We start from the raw sequence: 24879 nt of genomic DNA on the forward strand, positions 1-24879 counted from the left end.
TGCGCCAAAGTCAGGGGGGCAGGCGTTACTGCACCAGGGTGATGTCATCGAGTTTCCAGCGCTTGTCGAAGTAGGCCTCGGTGGGGGCGTAGAGCCGGAAGTAGCTGAACCAGTGCTTGCCCGGCAGGGTCTGCACCCAGTTGCTTTCCAGGCCCTTGGGGGCGCTGGGGCCGAAATACAGGTCCAGGGAGCCGTCGGGGTTTTTCTTCAGGTCCTGGCGCGATGACAGATCGGCCTTGCGCTGCGGGTTGTCGATCAGGCAGCGGCTGGCACTGTCGTAGACGGTCAGCGACCAGAACTGCCTGGCCGGCGGGTTGCTGCCCAGGTGCAGGCGATAGTGCTTGCCGCCGTCCAGCCACTGGCCGTTGTGGTCGGTGTAGGCGCCGAGGTAGGTCTGGCCCAGGCCCGGGGTCTTGGACACCATGCCCTTGGTGTTGGTGACCGCTTCGTAGAACCAGGCGCTGCGTTCCCACAACTGGTCGTAATAGGCCACGCGCTGGGACGGGTCGGCGATGTTCAGCACCTTGTCCCATTGCCGGTCTGGCCAGTACTGGGCATCGGCGAAGCGCTTGGCGAAGGTATTGGCCTGGGCGATCAGCTCACCCATGCGCGCGCCCTGTTCCAGGGCCTGGCGCTGGTGCTCGTTGGGGTTGAAGGGCTTGTCCTTCTCGATGCCGAGGCTGGCGAGCATGGCCATGTAGAAGCGGTCGCGCTCGTTGACCGGCTCCTGCTGGATGATCTGGTGCAGGCGCTCCCAGTAGGCCATGCCCCGCGGCTGGGTGCCGGACCAGGGCTTGCCGCCGGGGGACAGCAGGCGGGTCGCCGGCGGCGTCGCGCGCTGGGCGTAGGGGTACATCTTGAATTGCTGCACCAGCGCCTTGCCCTTGGCCGGGTCCGGGTCGAGCACGCGAAAGCCCACCAGCACGTTCATGGTTTGCGACTTGGCCAGGTAGTACTGGTCGGCGTCGGAAGGTTCCGGATGGCCCGGCGGCAGCACCAGGTACTTGCCGCCCTTGCCCTGGTCCGGGCCGGTCTGGCCCATGTCGGTGATCGCCCGTTGCCAGAAGTCGCCGACTCCACCGGCGGTGGGGCCGGGGGGCAGCTCGACGACCATCGGCCCGGTCTGGTTGAGGTCGACAAAACCCAGGATGTAGGGCGTGGTGGCGTTGGCGGTGATCACCCCGAGCTTGTCTTCGTAGCTTTCCAGGACCATCAGGTCGCCATTGCCGGCGTGCAGCTTGTCGCGAAATTCCCCCTGCCACTGGGCGTAGGACACCAGCGGCAGGGCCCACAGGTAGCTTTGCGTGGCCTGCTGGAAGTCCAGCTCGGCAAACAGCCCGGCAATGGCGGCCCGGGCCGGCAGTTCGCCATCCATCTTGATCGCCGTCAGGCGGCTGTTCTGCGGCTCGGGCTGGGCGCCGACCCCGCAACTGGCGGCCAGGAGCAACAGGCTGAAACCGGCAGTGCGCAGTAGTGGCTGCATGGCGCGTCCTTATTTTCCGAAAGTGACATTGATCCCGGCGAACAGGGTGAACTGGGGCATGCCGTCGCCTTTGCGCTCCACGGTCCACTGCGGCTCGACGAAGGCGTTGAGAATGTTGTCACCGGCTTTCCAGGCCTTGCCCACCCCCAGGCCGATGGGGATGTAGTGGGTGTTGTTCTTCAGGTCGAAGGTCCAGGTGCCGGTGGAGCGCAGGTACCAGCCCCGGGGCAGGTTGTGGATGATGAAGGGCTGCAGGGTGGCGCTTTCGACATGGGCGCGGTCATGGTCGCCGGCGAATGAACTCTGGTACTGCACCAGGGCCCCCAGCAGGCCCCGGGGCGAGGCATCGATGGCCACTGCGGCCAGCCCGGCCTGCCATTTGCCGGTGCCCAGTTCGTCCTGTTCGGCGGTGGGTGCGGTGATCTGCGGGCCGATGCCCAGCTGCACGCCGTCGGTCTTGAGCAGGAAGATATCGAACAGGTTGAGGTCGCCGATGCCGGTGCTGTAGCCGTGGTGCGGATCGGGGCGGGTACTGACCGGCAGGGTGGCACGCAGCAGCTGGGGGACGCCGATGAAATCCGAGGGGGCGATGGGCAGGGTGCCCCGCAGCAGGGTGTCGTTGGTGTGGGCGTTGCTGTCGTACAGGCGCGGGGTGTAGTAATCCTGCAGGTTGAGGCCGGGTGCAAGGTTCAGCGGGTTGTTGCTTTTGTTGGCGGTTTCCGCGTTGTCGGCCAGGGCCGGCAGCGATGAGCTCAGGGCGACTACGGCCCAGACGGCGGGCGCAAAAAATGCTCTGGACATGCAGGTTCAATCCTTTTGCGAACGGTCACCGAGCGGCACTTCTTGAGCCGTGGGTCAACTGATAGTGTTTCTCTCTAATACCCGTAGGAATTGTCTGATGACGCTAGCAGCTAACCTTCGCTTAGCCAGTCGAAAGGGTTAATTCGTTGGTTTTTGTGCACAGGATCACTGCCGGGCTGTGGACAGGCAGTGCGTGGCGGGCGGCCCTTTGAAGGTGAGCGTCGGCGAATCTCTCTTAAAGTGTTTTGTGATTATTTCAATGTAGTTTGTAGGGTTATAGTGATTAATTTTTTATGTGCATAAAAATCATTAAAAACAATTAGTTATATGTTTTTAATGAAGTGGTTTGTAGGTTTGTGTGGGTGCCTCCTCAACAAAATCAGCAAGGATGAACCAGAATGCCCGTGGTCGAACGCACGACTTTCCTGGCCGGATACAGCCCGCAGCAGGTGCTGGATTTCTGCCTCGAAGGCGCCAACTTTCCGAAGATTTTCCCCGAGCGTGTCACGCCCTTGGGGGGCCTCGATATCAATGACCTGCGCATCAGTGTCGGGCGCCAGTTCAGCTTCCTGCACTGGATGTTCGGTGTCATACCGGCGAAATGGACGGTGGTTATACGTGAGGTCGGCGATCGGCATTTTGTCGACGAGATGCTCAAGGGGCCGCTGCGGGCCTTTCGCCATGAGCACCGGGTCGAGGCCGCCGAAGGGGGCACCCTGTACACCGACAGGGTGACCTACAGGGCCATCGGTGGTGCACCTTTGGAGTGGTTGATGGTCAACGCCTACATGGCGCGGATTTTCGATGCCCGGCACCGCAACATGCTGCGGTTGCTCGGTTGATTGCCGTGCCTTGCCCTGTTTTCCAATGCCAAGGAGCATGCCCATGAGCAAGAAGATACTGGTGGTCCTGACCAGCGTGGCCAAATACCCCAACCTGGCCCGCGCCACTGGCCTGTGGCTGGGTGAGGCGGTGCATTTCGTGAAGAAGGTCGAGGCGGCGGGCTTCGAGGTGGACTACGTCAGCCCCAAGGGGGGCTACGTACCCATCGACCCCCATAGCCTGGCCATGGCCGACGACACCGACTGGCAGTGGTACCAGGACAGCGCCTTCATGAGCCGCCTGGGCTCGACCCTCAAGCCTTCCCAGGTCAGGGCCGGGGACTATGTGGCGATCTATTACGCCGGTGGCCACGGCGTGGTCTGGGATTTTCCCGATAACCCGGAACTGCAGGCCCTGAGCCGGGAGATCTATGAGCAGGGGGGCTATGTCAGCTCGGTGTGCCATGGCGCGGTGGGCTTGCTCAACATCAAGCTGGGCGACGGTAGGCTGCTGATCGCCGGCAAGCAGGTCACCGGTTTCTCCAATGAAGAGGAGAAACTCGCCGAACTGGACCAGTACGTGCCCTACCTGACGGAAACCGAACTGGTCAAGCGCGGTGCCCTTTACCAGAAGGCCGCTGCACCCTGGGCGCCGTTCGCGGTGGAGGATCAGCGCGTGATCACCGGGCAGAACCCGGCGTCCGGCGGCCCGGTGGCCGATCTGCTCCTGGCGCACCTCAACAAATAACCGTAGGAGCCGGCTTGCCGGCGAAGAGGCCGTTAAGGCTTGTGCACGGCTAGAAATCGCTTTCGCTGGCAAGCCAGCTCCTACACCGAAACACCCAGATTCACCCCTGTAGGAGCCGGCTTGCCGGCGAAGGCGGCCTTGAGGCTTGCTCAAGTCTCGAAATCGCTTTCGCTGGCAAGCCAGCTCCTACACCGAAACACCCAGATTCACCCCTGTAGGAGCCGGCTTGCCGGCGAAGGCGGCCTTGAGGCTTGCTCAAGTCTCGAAATCGCTTTCGCTGGCAAGCCAGCTCCTACACCGAAACACCCAAATTCGCCCCTGTAGGAGCCGGCTTGCCGGCGAAGAGGCCCTTGAGGCTTGCGCAAGGTTTGAAAGCGCCTTCGCTGGCAAGCCAGCCCCTGCATCCGGTAATGCCGGTGTCGGGGTGGGTTGTTGGACAATTTGCCCGTGGGGCATAGGTGCCCGGGCCGTTTCATGCTTAACTTCGGCCTCTCAGGAATTTCTCATTGCTGTTCCATCATCACTGTTCAATAAGGACTCCGTTCATGGCTCAAGTCACTCTCAAAGGCAACCCGGTGCAGGTTAATGGCCAACTGCCGCAAGTCGGTTCCAAAGCCCCAGCGTTCACCCTGGTGGGCGCAGGCCTGGCCGATGTTTCCCTGAGCAGCCTCGCCGGCAAGCGCAAGGTGCTGAACATCTTCCCAAGCGTCGACACCCCGACCTGCGCCACCTCGGTGCGCAAGTTCAACGCCCAGGCCAACGAGCTGGCCAACACCGTGGTGCTGTGCATCTCTGCCGACCTGCCATTCGCCCAGGCACGCTTCTGCGGCGCCGAAGGCCTGGAAAACGTGCAGAACCTGTCGACCCTGCGTGGCCGCGAGTTCATCGAGAACTACGGCGTGGCCATCGCCGACGGCCCGCTGGCCGGCCTGACTGCCCGCGCCGTGGTGGTGCTGGATGAAAACGACAAGGTGCTGCACAGCGAGCTGGTCAAGGAAATCGCCGAAGAGCCGAACTACGACGCGGCCCTGGCCGTGCTCAAGTAACAGGTTTTACAATTATTCACGGCCTGGCTCTGTCCAGGCCGTTTTTATTTGTGCTTCAGTGGCTTAGCACCGCTCCTTGAAACGTCAGTCAAAGGTAAATTGCCGGTAAAGGCGCTTTGCTAAAACGGTTCCAGTGCTTATCTTTCAGCCTTCTCAAAGAAGCCTCCCACGCGCCCAATGGTTGATCACTCCATGCAATCCTCTGTCTCCCGCAACTCCCGTCGCTGGCTGTTCGGCCTGTTCGTCCTGCTGCTGGTCGTTGGCCTGTGCTGGAAATTCTGGCCGGCCAGTACCCACCAGGAGGCCGCCGGGCAGAAAGCCGCGGCCGGGCATACCGGGCGCAGCGGTAGCATGCGCCCCGGTTTCGGCGGCGCCAGCGGGCCGATCCCGGTGCGGGTGTCACCGGTGACCCAGGGGGATTTCGCGGTGTACTACAAGGCCCTGGGCACGGTGACGGCACTGAACACCATCAACGTGCGCAGCCGGGTGGCGGGGGAACTGGTCAAGGTCAACTTCGAGGAAGGGCAGATGGTCAAGGCTGGCGACCTGCTGGCGCAGATCGATCCGCGTCCGTACCAGAATGCCTTGCTCCAGGCCGAAGGCACCTTGCTGCAGAACCAGGCCCAGTTGAAGAACGCCCAGGTCGACCTTGAGCGTTACCGCGGGTTGTATGCCCAGGACAGCATCGCCAAACAGACCCTGGACACCGCCGCGGCGCTGGTGGGGCAGTACCAGGGGACGGTCAAGACCAACCAGGCGGCGGTCAACGACGCCAAGCTCAACCTGGAATTCACCAACATCCGCGCGCCGATCGCCGGCCGCCTGGGCCTGCGCCAGCTGGACGTGGGCAACCTGGTGGCGGCCAACGACACCACCGCGCTGGTGATCATCACCCAGACCCAGCCCATCAGCGTGGCCTTCACCCTGCCGGAAAACAGCCTGGAAACCGTGCTCGCCCGCTACCACAGCGGCGCCAGGCTGGCGGTGGAAGCCTGGGACCGCGGTGACGTGAAGCTGCAGGCCACAGGCGTGCTGCAGAGCCTGGACAACCAGATCGACACCACCACCGGCACCCTGAAGTTCAAGGCGCGCTTCGATAACCGCGACCAGGGCCTGTTCCCCAACCAGTTCGTCAATGTGCGGCTGCTGGCCGATACCCTGAAGAACGTGGTGCTGGCGCCCTCGGCGGCGATCCAGTTCGGCACCAACGGCACCTTCGTCTACGCCCTGGATGGCGACAACAAGGTGAAGATCCGCCAGCTCAAGGTGGGCGCCAGCAACGGCGACTCGACGGTGATCCAGGACGGCCTCAAGGCCGGTGACCGGGTGGTGATGGAAGGCACCGATCGCCTCAAGGACGGCAGCGAGGTGGAAGTGGTCAACGACAGCATCGACGTGCCCACCACCCCCACCGAACACCTGCAAGGGCAGCCCGCCGGGGCACCGGCCGCAGACGGCAAGCCGGTTGATGGCAAGGCGAAAAAGGTCGGCGCATGAATTTCTCGCGGCTGTTCATCCTCCGTCCGGTAGCCACCACCCTGAGCATGCTGGCCATTGTCCTGGCCGGCCTGATCGCCTATCGCCTGCTGCCGGTGTCGGCCTTGCCCCAGGTGGACTACCCGACCATCCGGGTCATGACCCTGTACCCCGGGGCCAGCCCGGACGTGATGACCAGCGCGGTCACCGCGCCCCTGGAACGCCAGTTCGGGCAGATGCCCGGCCTGACCCAGATGGCCTCCACCAGTTCCGGCGGGGCCTCGGTGCTGACCCTGCGCTTCAGCCTCGATATCAATATGGACGTGGCCGAGCAGCAGGTGCAGGCGGCGATCAACGCTGCCACCAACCTGTTGCCCAAGGACCTGCCGGCGCCGCCGGTGTACAACAAGGTCAACCCGGCGGATACCCCGGTGCTGACCCTGGCCATTACCTCCAAGACCATGCTGCTGCCCAAGCTCAATGACCTGGTGGATACGCGCATGGCGCAGAAGATCGCCCAGATCAGCGGCGTGGGCATGGTCAGCATTGCCGGCGGCCAGCGCCAGGCGGTGCGGATCAAGGTCAACCCCGAGGCCCTGGCGGCCAACGGGCTGAACCTGGCGGACGTGCGCGCCCTGATCGGCGCCTCCAACGTCAACCAGCCCAAGGGCAACTTCGACGGCCCGACCCGGGTCTCGATGCTCGATGCCAACGACCAGTTGACCTCGCCCAAGGACTACGCCGAGCTGATCCTGGCCTACAACAATGGCGCGCCGCTGCGCCTGAAGGATGTGGCCGAGATCGTCGATGGCGCCGAGAACGAGCGCCTGGCGGCCTGGGCCAACGAGAACCAGGCGGTGCTGCTCAATATCCAGCGCCAGCCCGGGGCCAACGTGATCGAGGTGGTGGACCGGATCAAGGCGCTGCTGCCGAGCATCACCGACAACCTGCCGGCGGGCCTGGACGTCACCGTGCTCACCGACCGTACCCAGACCATCCGCGCTTCGGTCAAGGATGTGCAGCACGAGCTGTTGATCGCCATCGCGCTGGTGGTGATGGTGACCTTCCTGTTCCTGCGCCGGGCCAGTGCCACCATCATTCCTTCGATTGCCGTGCCGCTGTCGCTGATCGGCACCTTCGGGGTGATGTACCTGGCCGGCTTCTCGGTGAACAACCTGACCCTGATGGCCCTGACCATCGCCACCGGCTTCGTGGTGGACGATGCCATCGTCATGCTGGAGAACATCTCGCGCTTCATCGAGGAGGGCGACAGCCCGATGCAGGCAGCGCTCAAGGGCGCCAGGCAGATCGGCTTCACCCTGATCTCCCTGACCCTGTCGCTGATCGCGGTGCTGATCCCGCTGCTGTTCATGGCGGATGTGGTGGGGCGGCTGTTCCGCGAGTTCGCCATCACCCTGGCGGTGGCGATCCTGATTTCCCTGGTGGTGTCCCTGACCCTGACCCCGATGATGTGCGCGCGGCTGCTCAAGCGTGAGCCCAAGCCTGAAGAGCAGGGGCGCTTCTACCGCGCCAGCGGGGCCTGGATCGACTGGCTGATCGAAAGCTACGGGCGCAAGTTGCAGTGGGTACTCAAGCACCAGTTCCTGACCCTGATGGTGGCCATCGGCACCCTGGGCCTGACCGTGTTCCTTTATATGGTGGTGCCCAAGGGCTTCTTCCCGGTGCAGGACACTGGGGTCATCCAGGGCATTTCCGAGGCGCCGCAGTCGGTGTCCTTCGCCGCCATGAGCCAGCGCCAGCAGGACTTGGCCAAGATCATCCTGCAGGACCCGGCGGTGCAAAGCTTGTCGTCCTACATCGGGGTGGACGGCGACAACGCCACCCTCAACAGCGGTCGCCTGCTGATCAACCTCAAGCCCCACAGCGAGCGCGACCTGAGCGCAGCCCAGGTGATCGCGCGGATCCAGCCCGAGGTGGACAAGCTGCTGGGCATCCGCCTGTTCATGCAGCCGGTACAGGACCTGACCATCGAGGACCGGGTCAGCCGCACCCAGTACCAGTTCAGCCTGTCGTCGCCGGATGCCGAGCTGCTGAGCCTGTGGAGCAATCGCCTGGTGCAGGCCCTGGCCCAGCGTCCGGAGCTCACCGACGTGGCCAGCGACCTGCAGGACAAGGGCCTGCAGGTGTTCATGGTGATCGACCGTGACGCCGCGTCCCGGGTCGGGGTTTCGGTGTCGAACATCACCGACGCCCTGTACGACGCCTTCGGCCAGCGCCAGATCTCCACCATCTATACCCAGGCCAGCCAGTACCGGGTGGTGCTCCAGGCCCAGGCCGGCGAGCGCATCGGGCCCCAGGCCCTGGAGCAGATCCACGTCAAGACCACCGACGGCGGCCAAGTGCGGCTGTCGAGCCTGGCCCATGTCGAGGAGCGCCAGGCGCAACTGGCCATCGCCCATATCGGCCAGTTCCCGGCGGTAATGATGTCCTTCAACCTGGCTCCGGGCGTGGCCCTGGGCAAGGCGGTGGACGTGATCGAGCAGGTGCAGCAGGAGATCGGCATGCCGGTGGGCGTGCAGACCCGCTTCCAGGGCGCGGCGGAAGCCTTCCAGGCCTCGCTGTCGAGCACCTTGCTGCTGATCCTGGCGGCGGTGGTGACCATGTACATCGTGCTCGGCGTGCTCTATGAGAGCTATATCCACCCGATCACCATCCTCTCCACCTTGCCCTCGGCGGCGGTGGGGGCCTTGCTGGCGCTGATCCTCAGCGGCAACGACCTGGGCATGATCGCCATCATCGGCATCATCCTGCTGATCGGCATCGTCAAGAAGAACGCGATCATGATGATCGACTTCGCCCTCGACGCCGAACGCCACCAGGGCATGGCCCCGGAACAGGCTATCTACCAGGCGGCGCTGCTGCGTTTCCGGCCGATCCTGATGACCACCCTGGCGGCGCTGTTCGGCGCCGTGCCACTGATGCTGGCCACCGGTTCCGGCGCCGAGCTGCGCCAGCCCCTGGGCCTGGTGATGGTCGGCGGCCTGCTGGTGAGCCAGGTGCTGACCCTGTTCACCACGCCGGTGATCTACCTGTACTTCGACCGCCTGGGCCGGCGCTTCGGCAAGCGTGAAGACGCCCAAGAGGTGGAGGCATGAAGGGCCGCAGCCTGCCTCAAGCCTGGAGCGTGCCGGCATGAACCTCTCCGGCCCCTTCATCAAGCGCCCGGTGGCGACCATGCTGTTGTCGCTGGCGATCATGCTGCTGGGCGGCGTCAGCTTCGGCCTGCTACCGGTGGCGCCGCTGCCGCAGATGGACTTCCCGGTGATCGTGGTCCAGGCCAGCCTGCCCGGGGCCAGCCCCGAGGTCATGGCCTCCACCGTGGCCACGCCCCTGGAGCGCTCGTTCGGCGCCATCGCCGGGGTCAACACCATGAGCAGCCGTTCCAGCCAGGGCTCGACCCGGGTGATCCTGCAGTTCGACCTGGACCGCGACATCAACGGCGCGGCGCGGGAGGTGCAGGCGGCCATCAACGCCTCGCGCAACCTGCTGCCCAGCGGCATGCGCAGCATGCCTACCTACAAGAAGGTCAACCCGTCCCAGGCGCCGATCATGGTCCTGTCGCTGACCTCCGATGTGCTGGAGAAGGGCCAGCTCTACGACCTGGCCTCGACCATCCTGTCCCAGAGCCTGTCCCAGGTGCAGGGCGTGGGCGAAGTGCAGGTCGGCGGCAGCTCCTTGCCAGCGGTGCGCATCGAACTGGAGCCGCAACTGCTCAACCAGTACGGCGTGGCCCTGGACGACGTGCGCAATGCCATCGCCAACGCCAACCAGCGCCGGCCCAAGGGCTCGGTGGAGGATGACCAGCGGCTGTGGCAGATCCAGGCCAACGACCAGTTGGAAAAGGCCCGTGACTACGAGCCGCTGATCATCCACTACAACAACGGCGCGGCCCTGCGCCTGAAGGACGTGGCCAAGGTCAGCGATGGCGTGGAAGACCGCTACAACAGCGGTTTCTTCAACGATGACGCGGCGGTGCTGCTGGTGATCAACCGCCAGGCCGGGGCCAACATCATCGAGACGGTGAACGAGATCAAGGCCCAGTTGCCGGCGTTGCAGGCGGTGCTGCCGGCCAGCGTCAAGCTCAACCTGGCCATGGACCGCTCGCCGGTGATCAAGGCCACCCTGCACGAGGCGGAGATGACCCTGCTGATCGCCGTGGCGCTGGTGATCCTGGTGGTGTACCTGTTCCTCGGCAACTTCCGCGCCTCGCTGATCCCGACCCTGGCGGTACCGGTATCCCTGGTGGGCACTTTTGCCATCATGTACCTCTACGGTTTTTCCCTGAACAACCTGTCGCTGATGGCGCTGATCCTTGCCACCGGGCTGGTGGTGGACGACGCCATCGTGGTGCTGGAGAACATTTCCCGGCACATCGACGAAGGCATTGCGCCAATGAAGGCGGCGTACCTGGGGGCCAAGGAAGTGGGCTTCACCCTGCTGTCGATGAACGTGTCGCTGGTGGCGGTGTTCCTGTCGATCCTGTTCATGGGCGGGATCATCGAGAGCCTGTTCCGCGAGTTCTCCATCACCCTGGCCGCGGCCATCGTGGTGTCGCTGGTGGTGTCCCTCACCCTGACCCCGATGCTTTGCGCGCGCTGGCTCAAGCCCCACACCCCGGGCCAGGAGAACCGCCTGCAGCGCTGGAGCCGGCGCAGCAACGACTGGATGATGGGCAAGTACGCCACCAGCCTGGACTGGGTGCTGCGCCACAGGCGCCTGACCCTGCTCAGCCTGCTGCTGACCATTGGCGTCAACGTGGCCCTGTACGTGGTGGTGCCCAAGACCTTCATGCCCCAGCAGGACACCGGCCAGTTGATCGGTTTTGTCCGCGGCGACGACGGTCTGTCCTTCAGCGTGATGCAGCCGAAGATGGAAATCTTCCGCCGCGCCGTGCTCAAGGATGCGGCAGTGGAGAGCGTGGCCGGCTTCATCGGTGGCAACAACGGCACCAACAACGCCTTCATGCTGGTGCGCCTGAAGCCGATCAAGGAACGCGATATTTCGGCGCAGAAGGTCATCGAGCGCCTGCGCAAGGAAATGCCCAAGGTGCCCGGTGCGCAACTGATGCTGATGGCCGACCAGGACTTGCAGTTCGGCGGCGGTCGCGAGCAGACCACCTCGCAGTATTCCTACATCCTGCAAAGCGGCGACCTGGGCGAGTTGCGCCAGTGGTACCCGAAAGTGGTGACGGCGCTGCGCGCCTTGCCCGAGATCACCGCCATCGACGCCCGGGAAGGCCGTGGCGCCCAGCAGGTGACTCTGGTGGTGGACCGCGACCAGGCCAAGCGCCTGGGGGTGGACATGGACATGGTCACCGCGGTACTCAACAACGCCTACAGCCAGCGGCAGATCTCCACCATCTACGACAGCCTCAACCAGTACCAGGTGGTGATGGAGGTCAATCCCAAGTACGCCCAGGACCCCATCACCCTGAACCAGGTGCAGGTGATCACCAGCGCCGGCGCGCGGATTCCGCTGTCGGCCATCGCCCACTATGAAAACAGCCTGGAAGACGACCGGGTCAGCCATGAAGGGCAATTTGCCTCGGAAAGCATTTCCTTCGACATGGCCGAGGGCGTGACGGTGGAGCAGGGCACTGCCGCCATCGAACGGGCGATCGCCAAGCTGGGCATGCCCGAAGACGTGATCGTCAAGATGGCCGGCACCGCCGATGCCTTCGCCGCCACCCAGAAGAGCCAGCCGTTCATGATCCTCGGCGCGCTGCTGGCGGTGTACCTGGTGCTCGGGGTGCTCTATGAAAGCTACATTCACCCGCTGACCATCCTCTCCACCTTGCCCTCGGCCGGGGTTGGCGCCTTGCTCTCGATCTACGTGCTGGGCGGTGAGTTCAGCCTGATCTCGCTGTTGGGGCTGTTCCTGCTGATTGGCGTGGTGAAGAAGAACGCGATCCTGATGATCGACCTGGCGCTGCAACTGGAGCGTCACCAGGGCCTGGACCCGTTGCAGTCGATCCGCAGCGCCTGCCTGCAACGCCTGCGGCCGATCCTCATGACCACCCTGGCGGCGATCCTCGGCGCCTTGCCGTTGCTGCTGGGCGGTGCCGAAGGCTCGGAAATGCGCCAGCCCCTGGGCCTGACCATCATTGGCGGCCTGGTCTTCAGCCAGGTCCTGACCCTCTACACCACCCCGGTGGTCTACCTCTATCTCGATCGCCTGCGCCACAAGTTCAACCACTGGCGTGGGGTCCGTACCGATGCTGCTCTGGAAACGCCGCTATGACCGACCAATCGTCCCGTCCCGTAACCTTGCTGTCCGCCCAGCGCCTGGCCATGGCCCGGGGCTCGCGGGCCTTGAGCCTGGGCCTGTGCGTGCTGCTGCTCAGCGCCTGCGCCATCGGTCCCGACTACCAGCGCCCACAGGTGGCCGAGCCGGTGCAGTACAAGGAAGCCGAAGGCTGGCGCCAGGCCAACCCCAGCGACGCCCTGGCCCGTGGCGCCTGGTGGGAGCTGTACGGCGATGCCCAGCTCAATGGCCTGATCAACAAGCTCAACAGTTCCAACCAGAGCGTGGCCCAGGCCGAGGCACAGTTCCGTCAGGCCCGGGCCCTGGTGCGCAGCTCCCGGGGTTCGTTCTTTCCCAGTGTCGACCTGAGCGCCGGCAAGACCCGCGCCAGCCAGGGCACCGGCAGCAGCAGTTCGGCCCTGAGCAGTTCCAGCAGCGGCATTCGCGACACCTACAACACCCAGTTGGGGGTGAGCTGGGAAGCGGACGTGTGGGGCAAGCTGCGCCGTGACCTGGAGGCCAACGAGGCCAGCGCCGAGGCCAGCTTCGCCGACCTGGCGGCCATGCGCTTGAGCCAGCAGTCCGAGCTGGCGCAGAACTACCTGCAACTGCGGGTGATCGATGAGCAGAAGCGCCTGCTGGAGGCCACGGTGGCGGCTTATCAGCGCTCCCTGACCATGACCCAGAACCAGTACCAGGCCGGGGTCTCCGGCAAGGACGCGGTGGCCCAGGCCCAGACCCAGCTCAAAAGCACCCAGGCCGACCTGATCGACCTGATCTGGCAGCGGGCGCAGTTCGAGAACGCCATTGCCGTGCTGATCGGCGTGCCCCCGGCCGAGTTCAACCTGGCCGAGAGCAAGACCATCCCCGTGCTGCCCCAAGTGCCATTGAGCGTGCCCTCGCAACTGCTGGAGCGGCGCCCGGACATCGCCTCGGCTGAGCGTTCGGTGATTGCCGCCAACGCCAAGATCGGCGTGGCCAAGGCCGCCTATTACCCGGACCTGACCCTGAGCCTGGCCGGCGGCTACAGCAGCAGCACCTACGCCGACTGGATCAGCCTGCCGAACCGCTTCTGGTCGGTAGGGCCGAAACTGGCCATGACCCTGTTCGACGGCGGCCAGCGTTCGGCGGAAGTGGACCGCACCGAGGCGGTGTACGACCAGACCGTGGCCAAGTACCGGCAGACCGTGCTCGACGGTTTCCGCGAGGTGGAGAACTACATGGTCCAGCTCAAGGTCCTGGAGGACGAGGCGGGGGTGCGCCAGCAGGCCCTGGATTCGGCCCGCGAGGCCCTGCGCCTGACCGAGAACCAGTACAAGGCCGGGCTGATCGCCTACCTGGATGTGGTCACCAGCCAGACCACTGCCCTGAGCAACGAGCGCAGCGTGCTCAGCCTGTTGCAGAGCCGCCTGATCGCCAGCGTGCAGTTGATCGCCGCCATGGGCGGTGGCTGGGATGGGCAGCTGCAGGCCAGCGAGCAGAAATAGGCCCGTGAACGCCTTGCAGCAGGCTGGCTGCAAGGCCTGCTCGAAGGCCGCAAGCGGGGTGTATCTGGCGTGATTTGCAACGCCCCGGGACTTCCCGCAAAGCCCATGCCCACAGGGCTTGTAGGGGTATGAGGCAGCCGAAAACGGCGTTCTGTCCGACTAATGGCTTTTTGCTAACTTTGTAGATGCGTTCTTCCGCGCAATCAGTACAATCTGCGGTTTTGCCCGCCGCGCAGGGATGTCGGCACAACGGCCAAGAGACGTCTCATGCTCATCGGTAGCTACTCCTCCGCACTGGTCCTGATCTCCATCTTCGTGGCGATCCTCGCTTCCTATACCGCCCTCGACCTGACCGGGCGCATTGCCACCACCAACGGCCGTGCCGCTTATCTATGGATGATGGGCGGAGCCCTGGCCATGGGCGTCGGTGTGTGGTCCATGCACTTTATCGGCATGCTGGCCTTCAGCCTGCCCATCGACCTGGGCTACGACATCCAGCTCACCGCCTTGTCGCTGCTGATCTCGATCCTGTCCTGCGGCTTTGCCCTGTGGCTGGTGAGCCAGCCGCGGCTGCCGCTGTGGCAGTTGCTGTTCGGCGCGCTGATCATGGGCTCGGGCATCAGTGGCATGCACTACACCGGCATGGCGGCCATGCGCATGCAGCCGGGCATCGACTACGACCCGAGCCTGTTCGGCGCCTCGCTGCTGATTGCCTTCGGCGCGTCGCTGGCGGCGCTGTGGATTGCCTTTCGCCTGCGTCAGAACACCCCTTACGTGCGCCTGGCCCGAACCGGCGCGGCGATTGTCATGGGCTTTGCCATCGTCGGCATGCATTACACCGGCATGGCCGCGGCGCGTTTCGCCGATGGCAGTTTCTGCGGCGCCCTGGGCAACGGTCTGAGCGGCAAGGGCCTGGACAACCTGGTGCTGATCACCACCCTGGCGGTGCTGATCATAGCCTTGCTGACCTCGGTGCTGGATGCGCGGCTGGAAGCCCGCACCGCGGTGCTGGCGCAATCGTTGACCGAAGCCAACAAGGAACTGACCCAACTGGCGCTGCACGACACCCTGACCGGGCTGCCGAACCGCATTCTGCTGGCCGACCGCATTGACCAGGCGATGCACCGGGTCACTGCCCATGGTGGCTGTTTTGCGCTGATGTTCATCGATCTGGACGGTTTCAAGCCGGTCAACGACGCCTTTGGCCACCACATGGGCGACCAGTTGCTGCGCGAAGTGGCCCAGCGCCTGCGCGAGGATTTACGCAGCGAAGACACCCTGGCGCGGATCGGTGGCGATGAGTTCGTGCTGCTGGTGCAACTGGCCGAGCCGGACGATGCCCTGCGCCTGGCGGCACGCCAGGTGGGGCTGGTATCGCGCTCGTTCCGGGTGGCCGAGCATGACCTGCAGATTTCCGCCAGCATCGGCATTGCGGTGTACCCCGGCAATGGCCTGAGTGCACAGGAACTGCTGATGAACGCCGATGCAGCGATGTACCACGCCAAGGGCACCGGCAAGAATGGCTACAGTTTTTTCGATGCCTCGATGAACAGCAACGCCCGGCGCCAGTTGCAATTGCTGCAGGATTTGCGCAATGCCCTGGAGCATCATCAGTTTCGCCTGCATTACCAGCCCAAGTTCGACGCCGCCAATGGCCTGCCGGTGGGGGCCGAGGCGCTGCTGCGCTGGGAGCATCCCCAGCATGGCCTGTTGCTGCCGGACAAGTTCATCGAACTGGCGGAGAAGACCGGGCTGATCATTGCCATCGGCGAGTGGGTGCTCAACGAGGCCTGCCGGCAGATGCGCGAGTGGTACGTCCAGGGCTACACCGACTGGCGCATCGCGGTAAACCTCTCGGCCCTGCAGTTCTGCCATACCGGGCTGGTCAAGAGCGTGGCCAATGCCCTGGAGCGCTACCACCTGCCGGCCAACAACCTGACCCTGGAAATCACCGAAACCACGGCGATGAACGACGCCGATGTCAGCATGCTGGTCCTGCAACAGCTGGCGGACATGGGGGTGGACCTGTCCATCGACGATTTCGGCACCGGCTATTCCAGCCTGATGTACCTCAAGCGCCTGCCGGCCAACGAGCTGAAGATCGACCGCGGTTTCGTCCGCGACCTGGAGCACGACAGCGACGATGCCGCCATCGTCTCGGCCATTGTCGCCCTGGGCCAGGCCCTGGGCCTGCGGATCGTCGCCGAGGGCGTGGAAACCGGAGTGCAGCAGACCTTCCTCACCCAGCTGGGCTGTGATTCCCTGCAAGGCTATTTCCTTGGTCATCCTCTGCCGCCTGAAGGTTTCATGCAGGGTATCCACCGGGGCGAAGAAAAAGCCTGAGCCTGGCGCCTGGCCGGTAGCGGTCGCGATCGGGCGGCAGTTCGCAGGGATATTGCCGCTGTCGGGCCTCCAGCCGGCTTGCACCGTCGGCACGCGGTGCTGTCGTGCATTCCTACTGGCCAGAAGGGGCACATGTGCGCAGTTTTCATCGCTGCCCGCGCGGTGTTTAATGGCTCGCGTTGAAATGTTCAGTGAGGGAGTCGGCAGCATGGATAAAGTCATCGTCATCACCGGTGGCGGACGGGGTATAGGCGCCGCCACGGCAGTGTTGGCCGCGCAGCAGGGATTCAAGGTGTGCATCAACTACCAGGCCGACGAACAGTCCGCCCTGCAGGTGCTGGAGCAGGTTCGGGCCCTGGGTGTGCAGGCCATCGCGGTGCGCGCCGACGTCAGCATCGAGGATGAAGTGATCGGCCTGTTCCACCGGGTCGACAGCGAGCTGGGGCGGGTCACGGCCCTGGTCAACAACGCCGGGACCGTGGGCCACAAGTCGCGGCTGGATGAAATGTCCGAATTTCGCATCCAGAAGATCATGAAGACCAATGTCATGGGGCCGATCCTCTGCGCCAAGCACGCCGTGCTGCGCATGTCGCCGCGCCATGGCGGGCAGGGCGGCAGCATCGTCAACGTCTCCTCGGTGGCGGCGCGCTTGGGTTCGCCGGGGGAATACGTCGACTACGCCGCCTCCAAGGGCGCCCTGGACACCTTCACCATCGGCCTGTCCAAGGAAGTGGCGGGCGAGGGCATCCGCGTCAACGCGGTGCGCCCGGGCTACATCTACACCGACTTTCATGCCCTGAGCGGCGACGCCGACCGGGTCAGCAAGCTGGAGTCGGCAATCCCCATGGGCCGCGGCGGGCGTCCTGATGAAGTGGCCGAGGCGATTGTCTGGCTGCTGTCGGACAAGGCTTCCTATGCCACCGGCACCTTCGTTGACCTGGGCGGCGGGCGCTGAGCCCCCGCAAGTCTGCGGCCTAACCCGTAGGAGCCGGCTTGCCGGCGAAGGGGCCCTCAAGCCTTGCGCCGCGCTTGCGGACGCCTTCGCTGGCGAGCCAGCTCCTGCGGTTTCCCTCCGTTCTTGTGGCCTAATCCGTAGGAGCCGGCTTGCCGGCGAAGGGGCCCTTGAGTCTTGCGCCGCGCTTGCGGATGCCTTCGCTGGCAAGCCAGCTCCTACGGTTTCCTCAGCGGGCGCGGCGGCGGCCGGGGCCGATCAGCAGGGCCAGCAACAGCCCCAGCACGCTGATGCCAAAGCTCATCAACTGTGGCATCAGGAACCCCAGGGTTTCCCCCGGGCGGTTGCAGCTGTAGCCATATCCATCGCCTTGCTCATGGGCCCAGACGCCCGGTATGGCGCTCACGTCCACGGGCGCCGAAGGTGCGGGTTCCTCGTTGGCGATCCCCAGGTTCGAATGGCTCGCGCTGCGCCTTTCCAGCTGTTCGATGGCCTGCAACTGGGCGTCGTTACAGCGGTTCTGCGCCCAATTGCCGACCACCACCAGGACGGACAGCAGAAGCAGCAGCGGCACCGGGTAATAACGCCGGGTCCGCAGCAGGGGCGCCACCACCAGCCCGGCCAGGAAACCCGCCAGCAGCAGATTGACCCCGAACCACGGGACGCCTTCCCAGCTCGGCGGTATCAGATGCACCATCAGCGGGGGCAGCACAACGCGGGAGAACAGCAGGCACAGGGCGGCCGCGAGCAGGGTGATCAGCAGGGTCTTGATCCAGGATTTCATGGGCAATGCATAACCTTTAAGAAGAGGCGGTAAACGGGGGCTATCAGTGCTGCGCCAGCTATTGGGGCATTGGCGGCGGGGTAAAGCGCCGGGCGTATTCGAGCATCTCCCGGGGGAAGACCATGTGCTTGACCGCGCTGTCGTCCAGGCCGTAGAGGTAGGCCACTGCCGCGGCTTCAAAGGCCCAGTAGCCGAAGTAGGAACCCTCGTCGCCGTCCAGGTGGCTGTCGTGCCATGGGGCCTGTTCGAACGCTTCATACCACTGGTCGCAGTACTCCACCAGCAGTTCCCGGGGTTCATCCGGATCTTCGGTGTAGATGGCCCGGATCAGGGGCGTGGAGACGTCGTGGAACCACTGATCAACGTCTTCACGATCCGGCAGGTAGGCCTTGAGCAGGTCCTCGATCAGGGTGTCCTGGCCGCCAAAGCCGGCACGGTCCTGCAGCAGCACCAGGCGCGGTAGCAGGTCGCTGCGTTGCAGCAGGATGCACAGGCTGATGACCTGGACATATTCCTCGTACTCGTCGGGGTAGTCTTGGATGTTCAGCGGCGCGATATCCGGCCGTTCTTCATAAACCCCCATCTTGTGCTGGTAGTCCTCGTAGCCTTCGATCACCCCATCCAGCTCCCGGGCCAGTTGCTCCATGGGTGCACCGCCGGTGTAGCCCAGGATCAGGTGGTGCAGGCGCGCGCTGCGCACATTGGAGGCCTTGAGGGAGGCTTCCTGCTCGGGGCTGTCGGCCATCATCGAATGGGTCTGCCAATGGGCCTCTTCGCCGGCCAGGCTTTCGAGGAAGTCGTGGTACTGCTTGTGGCTGAGAAACACTTGTCTGCGGTTCATGTCGGTGCCTTGGCTCAGTAGACGGGAATCAGGGTGAAGGGCGCCTTGCGCTGCGAGGTTTCCAGCAGCAGGGTCGCCAGGTCGACTTCGGCGGGCTCCAGGTCGAGCTGCTCCAGCTCTTCTTCCAACTGCTGTGCATCCGCGGGCAGGGCAACGATTGGCCGGCGCAGGTAGGGGCGCGGGTCTTCGCCGTAGTAGACCTGCACCGGGCCTTCGGGGATGCCTTCCAGGCGGGCAAAACCTTCCTGGTCGAGGCTGCCCTCGGCTTGCGAGCCGTCACTGAACACCGCTCGGTAAGCGGCGCCGGACACCGGCTCCAGGTTCGGGTAGTGCAGGTTCAGTTCCAGCCAGTGGCCCTCACCGGTGAGGTGTTCCAGGCCCTGGTTGACGTCCTGGGCGAGGCTTGCGGCGTCGTGGGCGCCGGGTTGTGGCGCGGCGGTGATGGTCGGTGGGCGCGGTTCCAGGGACGACTGCGGCTTGGGCGCCAGGGCCGGGCCGCGGCTGTGGGCGGCGGCCGAGTTGTTGCGCTGCTCGGCGATCCACGGGGCGATGCGCTCTTGCACCGTCACCATGAGGAACTCGGTGTGTTCGCAGGCTTCGTTGAGGTTGTGCAGCACCAGGCGCTGCTGCTGGGACGTGAGGCCGTTGAAGGTGCTGGAGGCGCTCACGCCGCGGATGATCTCGGGCAGTTCTTCGGCCAGGCGCAATGGGTCCAGGCACTTTTCCAGCAGCTGTTCGGGGCTGGTCTTCAGGCGGCAGGCCAGCAGGGTGTGGCGGATCAGGTCGAAGAGCTTTTCGGCGTGGCGCTGGGGGGCGCGATTGATCAGGCGCAGGAGGATCTTCAGGCCTTGCCCGGGGCCGGGAATCCAGCCGATCAGGGCCAGGGCCAGGTCGAAGAAGGCGTCTTCCTCGTCCTTGGGGTTGTTAATGGCGTCCAGCTCGAAGATCGCCTGGATGCAGTCGTAGGCGTTGAGTTCCTGGGTCAGCAGTGGCAGGCGGTCGCGTTCGATGGCCTTGATCAGTTCGGCCTTGGCCTCTGGGTAGTCGTCGTAATACAGGTCTTCGACCATGACGTGTTCCTTTCCCTGGAAAATTGGAGCGCGGATGCTGAATGAGTTGAGGGGAGGTGGCAAGGGGATTTGGTTCTTTGATGGGGCGCGTGGGATGGGGTACATATCCATTCCGGCGGGTGCGGCTACTTGCGGTTCCGCTCTTGCAGCGACTCACTCGGCCTGGAGATTGCGCGGTGTGTACCGCCCCGTAGGAGCCGGCTTGCCAGCGAAGGCGTCCGCTCAGGCGCTGCATGGCTTGCGGGCCTCTTCGCCGGCAAGCTGGCTCCTACAGGTGCGGGTGGGGCGGTTGTGCTCAAAAGGACCGAATGATCCGCCCCAGGGTTTCCATGGCCTTTTCCGCGGCTTCGTTCCACGGGCTGCCGTAGTTCAGGCGGATGCAGTTGCGAAAGCGCTGGGTCGGCGAAAAGATCGGCCCCGGGGCGATGCTGATGCCTTGGGCCAGGGCCATCTGGAACAGTTTCAGCGAGTCCATCTGCGGCGGCAGCTCCAGCCACAGGAAGTAGCCGCCGGCCGGCTGGCTGACCCGGGTCTGGGCCGGGAAGTAGCGGGCGATCGCCGCCAGCATGGCGCTCTGCTGTTCTTCCAGGGCATAGCGCAGCTTGCGCAGGTGGCGGTCGTAGCCACCGTGTTGCAGGTAGTCGGCAATCGCCGCCTGGGCCGGCATCGAGGCACACAGCGAGGTCATCAGTTTCAGCCGTTCGATCTTCTGCGCATAGCGCCCGGCCGCGACCCAGCCGATGCGGTAGCCCGGGGCCAGGCTCTTGGCGAAGGAGCCGCAGTGCATCACCAGGCCCTCGGTGTCGAAGGCCTTGGCCGGTTTCGGCGCCTGCTGGCCGTAGTACAGCTCGGCGTAGACGTCGTCTTCGATCAGCGGCACCTGGTGCTGGCGCAGCAGCTCCACCAGCTCCTGTTTCTTCGCCTCGGGCATGCTCGCGCCCATGGGGTTCTGGAAGTTGGTCATGCACCAGCAGGCCTTGATCGGGTGCCGCTCCAGGGTCTGGGCCAGCACCCCGAGGTCGATGCCGTCGCGCGGGTGCACGGGGATTTCCACCGCCTTGAGCTTGAGCCGCTCCAGCACTTGCAGGCTGGCGTAGAAGGCCGGAGCCTCGATGGCCACCAGGTCGCCGGGCTCGGTCACCGCTTGCAGGCACAGGTTCAGCGCCTCCAGGGCGCCGTTGGTGATCAGCAACTCCTCCATGGGCAGCATCAGCCCGGCCACCATGTAGCGCAGGGCGATCTGCCGGCGCAGCTGCGGATTGCCCGGCGACATGTCGGTGACCACCACCCGCGGGTCCATCTCGCGGCTGGCGCTGGCCAGGGAGCGCGACAGGCGCTGCAGGGGGAACAGGGTCGGGCTGGGGAACGCCGAGCCGAAAGGCACGGTGCTCGGGTCCTTGATCGAATCGAGCACCGAGAACACCAGTTCGCTGACATCGACTTCGGTGGATTCATTGACTTCGCTGCTGATCACCGGCTCCGAGAACGGGCTCGGCGCGTGGGCATTGACGAAGTAGCCGGAGCGCGGGCGGGCGCGGATCAGGCCGCGACGCTCCAGCAGGTAATAGGCCTGGAACACCGTCGACGGGCTGACCCCGTAGGTCTGGCTGGCGTAGCGCACCGAAGGCACACGCTGGCCCGGCCCCAGGACCCCGGAGCGGATCAGTTCGGCGATGTCATCGGCGAATTTTTCGTAGCGTTTCATCTGCGGTTGAGGATCCAGTCTGGTCATCGGGTCGACATATCTGCGGTGGCGAGGGAGTGACGAACGCCGCCAGCGGGCTGGCGGCGGGTGTCCGGTTCATTGGCTCCGGGGCCGGCCCCGGGGGGAGCCGGCTCCCTCGCCAGGGCATTCTAGAGGCTCAGCGGTTCATCGGCGCGACAAAACGACTCTTGGCCACGGCGTAGACGCCGGGGTCATCGCTGTCGCTGACCTTGAAACTGATGGCCTGGGAGCTGCTCTGCGCCTTGTCCTGGGTCATCGCCACGGACACCGGCAGGTCGGTGATCTCACCGGGGGCCAGGCTCAGCTCGGTCTTGCCCTGCAGCTCGAAGCCTTCGCCATCCACCAGGGCCAGGTGGTACTGCTGGCGTTCCTGGGTCTTGTTGATGATCTTCAGGCTGTAGATGTTCTCGATCTGGCCCAGGGCGTTCTCGCGGAACAGGCCGCGGTCCTTGCTCACGTCCAGGGACACCATCGGCCGCTGCACCAGGGCCAGGGCCAGGGCGCCGATCATCACCAGCAGCACCAGGCTGTAGCCCACCAGGCGCGGACGCAGCAGGTGGGTCTTGCCGCCTTGCAACTCGTGTTCCGAGGTGTAGGCGATCAGGCCGCGGGCGTAGCCCATCTTGTCCATGATCGAGTCGCAGGCGTCGATGCAGGCAGCGCAGCCGATGCACTCCATCTGCAGGCCGTCGCGGATGTCGATTCCGGTAGGGCAGACCTGTACGCACAGCTGGCAGTCGATGCAGTCGCCCAGGCCGACATCGGCAGGCTTCACATCACGCTTGCGCGGGCCACGGCTTTCGCCGCGCACCGGGTTGTAGGAAATGGTCAGGGTGTCCTTGTCGAACATCACGCTCTGGAAGCGCGCATAAGGGCACATGTGCATGCACACCGCCTCGCGCAGCCAGCCGGCGTTGATGTAGGTGGCCGCGGCGAAGAACAGCACCCAGAACAGGCTCAGGCCGCCGATCTGCAGGGTCAGCAGTTCCTGGGCCAGGGGGCGGATGGGGGTGAAGTAGCCAACGAAGGTCAGGCCGGTGAGCAGGCTGATGCCCAGCCACAGGGTGTGCTTCATGGCTCGGCGGGCCAGCTTGTTCAGGCCCCAGGGCGCGGCCTGCAGCTTGATCCGCTGGTTGCGCTCGCCCTCGGTGACCTTTTCGCACCACATGAACAGCCAGGTCCACGAGCTTTGCGGGCAGGTGTAGCCGCACCAGACGCGGCCGGCGAACACGGTGATGGCGAACAGGCCGAAGGCGCAGATGATCAGCAGCGCCGAGAGGAGGATGAAGTCCTGGGGCCAGAAGGTTGCGCCGAAAATGTGGAACTTGCTTTCGGCCAGGTCCCAGAGCACGGCCTGGCGGCCACCCCAGTTGAGCCACACGGTGCCGAAGAACAGCAGGAACAGGAAACCTGCGCCGCTCATGCGCAGGGTGCGGAACAGGCCGCTGAAACTGCGGGTGTAGACGTGTTTGTCAGTGGTCTTCGTCTTCATCTGTGTAGGGCGTGAAGGTTCGAAGGTTTCTACTAATCGGACGGGGATTCTTTCGCTCATGGTCGTTCGCTCATCAGCCTCCATCAGGCCGGGCAACTATGACCACGGATCTGTTTGCATAACAGACTCAGGTATCTGATAAAAAACCGGATCAGATGGCCCTTTGCAGCGCCCCTGCGACAACTTGCCGTACCCCCTCAGGTGCCACCAGGGAGGGCTGCAGGCCGTGCTGGCACAGGGCCGCGGGGCGGGCCCTGATCCAGGTCAGTCAAATCACCGAATCACCTTCACTGGCTTTCAGATGGCGCCGGCCGTCGGTGGCGCCTGCTACGGTCAATGCGTCGGCTTCTGCTTCGGTGATGTAGACCCGCTCGCCACCCAGGTCCACCGCCGACATCGACTTGGCGCTGTCGGTGATGATGGTCACGGCGCTGGCCGGGAGGTGCTGGTGCAGGGTTTCGGTGTCGAAATAGCAGGTCTGGTTTTCGATTCGCAGGCTCATGGCGGTTACCTCAAGGCAATGGCTGTACAGGTTAGGGCGCAGGGGCTGGCCAGGGTTCGACCACGGCGATCAACGGTGGCTGGGCAGGCGCTGGCGGGTGGGGGCGCAGGCTTGTGCAGGAACTGGCTGGCCAGCGAAGGCGTCCGTGGGGTTGGCAGCCGGCTTGGGGCCTTTTCTCCGGCAAGCCGGTTCCTGCGGTGGTGATGGCGGCACCTTTTGCTGGCGGGCGCGGTCCATCGCTCAGGAACCCGCGAAGGGACGAGGAGCGATCGCATGAACACCTGGTGGCAAGAAGTCTGGCTGACCCTGCAAGACGAATTCGCCGATATCGGCGATGCCCGGCAACTGACCCAGATCACCCTGCGGCTGCTGGTGGCGGCCCTGCTGGGGGGCATTCTGGGCTTCGAACGCGAGCATCAGGGCAAGGCCGCCGGGGTTCGCACCCATATGCTGGTGGCCATGGGCGCGGCCCTGTTCGTGCTGGTGCCGAGCCTGTCCGGGGCCCAGGCTGATGCCATGAGCCGGGTGCTCCAGGGGGTCATCGCCGGGATCGGTTTTCTCGGCGCCGGGACCATCCTCAAGGGCCGTGAAGAAGACCAGGGCCAGCACGTCAAGGGCCTGACCACCGCCGCCGGGCTGTGGATGACCGCAGCCATCGGTGTGGCCGCCGGCATGGGCCGCGAGGCCACGGCGGTGCTCAGTACCTTGCTGGCGCTGATGGTCTTCAGCCTGATGCCGCTGATTGTCCGGCGCCTGGAAAAGCGCCAGGACGGCTGATGCTCCGGGCCTCCCCACGCGGCTGTCTATGCTTGCTGGCTGGGCGGGCGCCCGGGCTCAGGCGCTGACCACCACCGGCGGCATGGTAGTGGGCGGGTCGCCCTTGGGTGGCGGGGTGCTTTCCGGCGGTTCCTGCTCCGGGATCGGCTCAGGCTCGCTGGGGGGCAGGGTCGGTTGGTCGATGTTGGGATCGGGGGTTTCTGCCGGGATCGGGATATTCATCGCGCTGGCCTCCTTTGTGCTTGCAGATGCACGGGCTCTTCTGG

At 64.7% G+C, this 24879-nt stretch carries 19 protein-coding genes; 10 read left to right on the top strand and 9 right to left on the bottom strand.

Translation table 11 applies throughout. The annotated features are described in order from the left end of the window. Nucleotides 1-25: 25 nt before the first annotated feature. On the bottom strand, nt 26-1483 hold the full coding sequence (locus tag AC07R1_RS04110) for a DUF1254 domain-containing protein (protein WP_011061144.1): 1458 nt from the start codon (nt 1481-1483) through the stop codon (nt 26-28). Nucleotides 1484-1492: 9 nt separating this feature from the next. Continuing rightward, nucleotides 1493-2284, bottom strand: a complete 792-nt coding sequence (locus AC07R1_RS04115; protein ID WP_072441943.1) for a hypothetical protein — start codon at nt 2282-2284, stop codon at nt 1493-1495. Nucleotides 2285-2682: 398 nt separating this feature from the next. Here AC07R1_RS04115 and AC07R1_RS04120 point away from each other — a divergent pair, with 398 nt between their 5' ends. The 9 genes from AC07R1_RS04120 to AC07R1_RS04160 all read left to right on the top strand — a co-directional run bounded on the left by AC07R1_RS04120 (nt 2683) and on the right by AC07R1_RS04160 (nt 17424). Then, nucleotides 2683-3126 (top strand): SRPBCC family protein, encoded by a 444-nt coding sequence (locus AC07R1_RS04120; protein WP_072441941.1) that lies wholly within the window; start codon nt 2683-2685, stop codon nt 3124-3126. A 43-nt stretch (nt 3127-3169) separates the two neighbouring features. After that, nucleotides 3170-3853 (top strand): type 1 glutamine amidotransferase domain-containing protein, encoded by a 684-nt coding sequence (locus AC07R1_RS04125; protein WP_019095224.1) that lies wholly within the window; start codon nt 3170-3172, stop codon nt 3851-3853. A gap of 545 nt (nt 3854-4398) precedes the next feature. Next, nucleotides 4399-4899, top strand: coding sequence for a thiol peroxidase (gene tpx, locus AC07R1_RS04130; protein ID WP_011061148.1), 501 nt, complete (start codon nt 4399-4401; stop codon nt 4897-4899). A 177-nt stretch (nt 4900-5076) separates the two neighbouring features. Further along, nucleotides 5077-6396 carry an MdtA/MuxA family multidrug efflux RND transporter periplasmic adaptor subunit gene (locus tag AC07R1_RS04135; RefSeq protein ID WP_053151414.1) on the top strand — a complete coding sequence of 440 codons (1320 nt, stop codon included), beginning with the start codon at nt 5077-5079 and terminating at the stop codon, nt 6394-6396. Beyond that, nucleotides 6393-9491, top strand: coding sequence for an MdtB/MuxB family multidrug efflux RND transporter permease subunit (locus AC07R1_RS04140; protein ID WP_011061150.1), 3099 nt, complete (start codon nt 6393-6395; stop codon nt 9489-9491). Before AC07R1_RS04135 ends, AC07R1_RS04140 begins: the two co-directional genes overlap by 4 nt. A gap of 37 nt (nt 9492-9528) precedes the next feature. After that, complete coding sequence (locus AC07R1_RS04145) at nt 9529-12636, top strand: efflux RND transporter permease subunit (protein WP_047336709.1); 3108 nt, start codon at nt 9529-9531, stop codon at nt 12634-12636. Beyond that, entirely contained in the window at nt 12633-14126 is a 1494-nt protein-coding gene (locus tag AC07R1_RS04150) for an efflux transporter outer membrane subunit (RefSeq protein WP_495110172.1), read from the top strand. The genes AC07R1_RS04145 and AC07R1_RS04150 overlap by 4 nt, the downstream gene beginning before the upstream one ends. Nucleotides 14127-14393: 267 nt before the next feature. Next, the gene (locus AC07R1_RS04155) at nt 14394-16469 is read left to right on the top strand and encodes a putative bifunctional diguanylate cyclase/phosphodiesterase (protein WP_495110173.1); all 2076 of its coding nucleotides are present in this window, start codon (nt 14394-14396) and stop codon (nt 16467-16469) included. 208 nt (nt 16470-16677) lie between these two features. Next, on the top strand, nt 16678-17424 hold the full coding sequence (locus tag AC07R1_RS04160) for an SDR family oxidoreductase (protein WP_047286367.1): 747 nt from the start codon (nt 16678-16680) through the stop codon (nt 17422-17424). A gap of 226 nt (nt 17425-17650) precedes the next feature. Here the strand turns inward: AC07R1_RS04160 and AC07R1_RS04165 are convergent, their stop codons facing one another. The 6 genes from AC07R1_RS04165 to AC07R1_RS04190 form a co-directional block, all read right to left on the bottom strand. Continuing rightward, nucleotides 17651-18205 carry a hypothetical protein gene (locus tag AC07R1_RS04165; RefSeq protein WP_495110174.1) on the bottom strand — a complete coding sequence of 185 codons (555 nt, stop codon included), beginning with the start codon at nt 18203-18205 and terminating at the stop codon, nt 17651-17653. Nucleotides 18206-18263: 58 nt separating this feature from the next. Beyond that, nucleotides 18264-19046 carry a PoNe immunity protein domain-containing protein gene (locus AC07R1_RS04170; RefSeq protein ID WP_495110175.1) on the bottom strand — a complete coding sequence of 261 codons (783 nt, stop codon included), beginning with the start codon at nt 19044-19046 and terminating at the stop codon, nt 18264-18266. 14 nt (nt 19047-19060) lie between these two features. Then, on the bottom strand, nt 19061-20116 hold the full coding sequence (locus tag AC07R1_RS04175) for a hypothetical protein (protein ID WP_248766199.1): 1056 nt from the start codon (nt 20114-20116) through the stop codon (nt 19061-19063). Between the two features lie 295 nt (nt 20117-20411). Continuing rightward, nucleotides 20412-21821, bottom strand: a complete 1410-nt coding sequence (gene mapR, locus AC07R1_RS04180) for a GntR family transcriptional regulator MpaR (protein WP_011061157.1) — start codon at nt 21819-21821, stop codon at nt 20412-20414. 157 nt (nt 21822-21978) lie between these two features. Continuing rightward, on the bottom strand, nt 21979-23394 hold the full coding sequence (gene ccoG, locus AC07R1_RS04185; RefSeq protein ID WP_011061158.1) for a cytochrome c oxidase accessory protein CcoG: 1416 nt from the start codon (nt 23392-23394) through the stop codon (nt 21979-21981). A 208-nt stretch (nt 23395-23602) separates the two neighbouring features. After that, on the bottom strand, nt 23603-23836 hold the full coding sequence (locus AC07R1_RS04190) for a DUF3203 family protein (RefSeq protein WP_011061159.1): 234 nt from the start codon (nt 23834-23836) through the stop codon (nt 23603-23605). Between the two features lie 273 nt (nt 23837-24109). On the opposite strand from AC07R1_RS04190, the gene AC07R1_RS04195 reads away from it, so the two are divergent. Continuing rightward, nucleotides 24110-24613 (top strand): MgtC/SapB family protein, encoded by a 504-nt coding sequence (locus AC07R1_RS04195; RefSeq protein WP_011061160.1) that lies wholly within the window; start codon nt 24110-24112, stop codon nt 24611-24613. A gap of 57 nt (nt 24614-24670) precedes the next feature. Here the strand turns inward: AC07R1_RS04195 and AC07R1_RS04200 are convergent, their stop codons facing one another. Next, nucleotides 24671-24835: a hypothetical protein gene (locus AC07R1_RS04200; RefSeq protein WP_019095231.1), complete on the bottom strand. Its 165-nt coding sequence runs from the start codon at nt 24833-24835 to the stop codon at nt 24671-24673. Nucleotides 24836-24879 lie beyond the last annotated feature (44 nt).

Source organism: Pseudomonas sp. GW821-FHT07F01, assembly GCF_059418825.1.

Excerpts from the sequence above, each read along its gene's own strand:
- AC07R1_RS04110 (WP_011061144.1), bottom strand. The coding sequence starts at position 1,483 with ATGCAGCCACTACTGCGCACTGCCGGTTTCAGCCTGTTGCTCCTGGCC.
- AC07R1_RS04115 (WP_072441943.1), bottom strand. The coding sequence starts at position 2,284 with ATGTCCAGAGCATTTTTTGCGCCCGCCGTCTGGGCCGTAGTCGCCCTG.
- AC07R1_RS04120 (WP_072441941.1), top strand. The coding sequence starts at position 2,683 with ATGCCCGTGGTCGAACGCACGACTTTCCTGGCCGGATACAGCCCGCAG.
- AC07R1_RS04125 (WP_019095224.1), top strand. The coding sequence starts at position 3,170 with ATGAGCAAGAAGATACTGGTGGTCCTGACCAGCGTGGCCAAATACCCC.
- tpx (WP_011061148.1), top strand. The coding sequence starts at position 4,399 with ATGGCTCAAGTCACTCTCAAAGGCAACCCGGTGCAGGTTAATGGCCAA.
- AC07R1_RS04135 (WP_053151414.1), top strand. The coding sequence starts at position 5,077 with ATGGTTGATCACTCCATGCAATCCTCTGTCTCCCGCAACTCCCGTCGC.
- AC07R1_RS04140 (WP_011061150.1), top strand. The coding sequence starts at position 6,393 with ATGAATTTCTCGCGGCTGTTCATCCTCCGTCCGGTAGCCACCACCCTG.
- AC07R1_RS04145 (WP_047336709.1), top strand. The coding sequence starts at position 9,529 with ATGAACCTCTCCGGCCCCTTCATCAAGCGCCCGGTGGCGACCATGCTG.
- AC07R1_RS04150 (WP_495110172.1), top strand. The coding sequence starts at position 12,633 with ATGACCGACCAATCGTCCCGTCCCGTAACCTTGCTGTCCGCCCAGCGC.
- AC07R1_RS04155 (WP_495110173.1), top strand. The coding sequence starts at position 14,394 with ATGCTCATCGGTAGCTACTCCTCCGCACTGGTCCTGATCTCCATCTTC.
- AC07R1_RS04160 (WP_047286367.1), top strand. The coding sequence starts at position 16,678 with ATGGATAAAGTCATCGTCATCACCGGTGGCGGACGGGGTATAGGCGCC.
- AC07R1_RS04165 (WP_495110174.1), bottom strand. The coding sequence starts at position 18,205 with ATGAAATCCTGGATCAAGACCCTGCTGATCACCCTGCTCGCGGCCGCC.
- AC07R1_RS04170 (WP_495110175.1), bottom strand. The coding sequence starts at position 19,046 with ATGAACCGCAGACAAGTGTTTCTCAGCCACAAGCAGTACCACGACTTC.
- AC07R1_RS04175 (WP_248766199.1), bottom strand. The coding sequence starts at position 20,116 with ATGGTCGAAGACCTGTATTACGACGACTACCCAGAGGCCAAGGCCGAA.
- mapR (WP_011061157.1), bottom strand. The coding sequence starts at position 21,821 with ATGAAACGCTACGAAAAATTCGCCGATGACATCGCCGAACTGATCCGC.
- ccoG (WP_011061158.1), bottom strand. The coding sequence starts at position 23,394 with ATGAGCGAAAGAATCCCCGTCCGATTAGTAGAAACCTTCGAACCTTCA.
- AC07R1_RS04190 (WP_011061159.1), bottom strand. The coding sequence starts at position 23,836 with ATGAGCCTGCGAATCGAAAACCAGACCTGCTATTTCGACACCGAAACC.
- AC07R1_RS04195 (WP_011061160.1), top strand. The coding sequence starts at position 24,110 with ATGAACACCTGGTGGCAAGAAGTCTGGCTGACCCTGCAAGACGAATTC.
- AC07R1_RS04200 (WP_019095231.1), bottom strand. The coding sequence starts at position 24,835 with ATGAATATCCCGATCCCGGCAGAAACCCCCGATCCCAACATCGACCAA.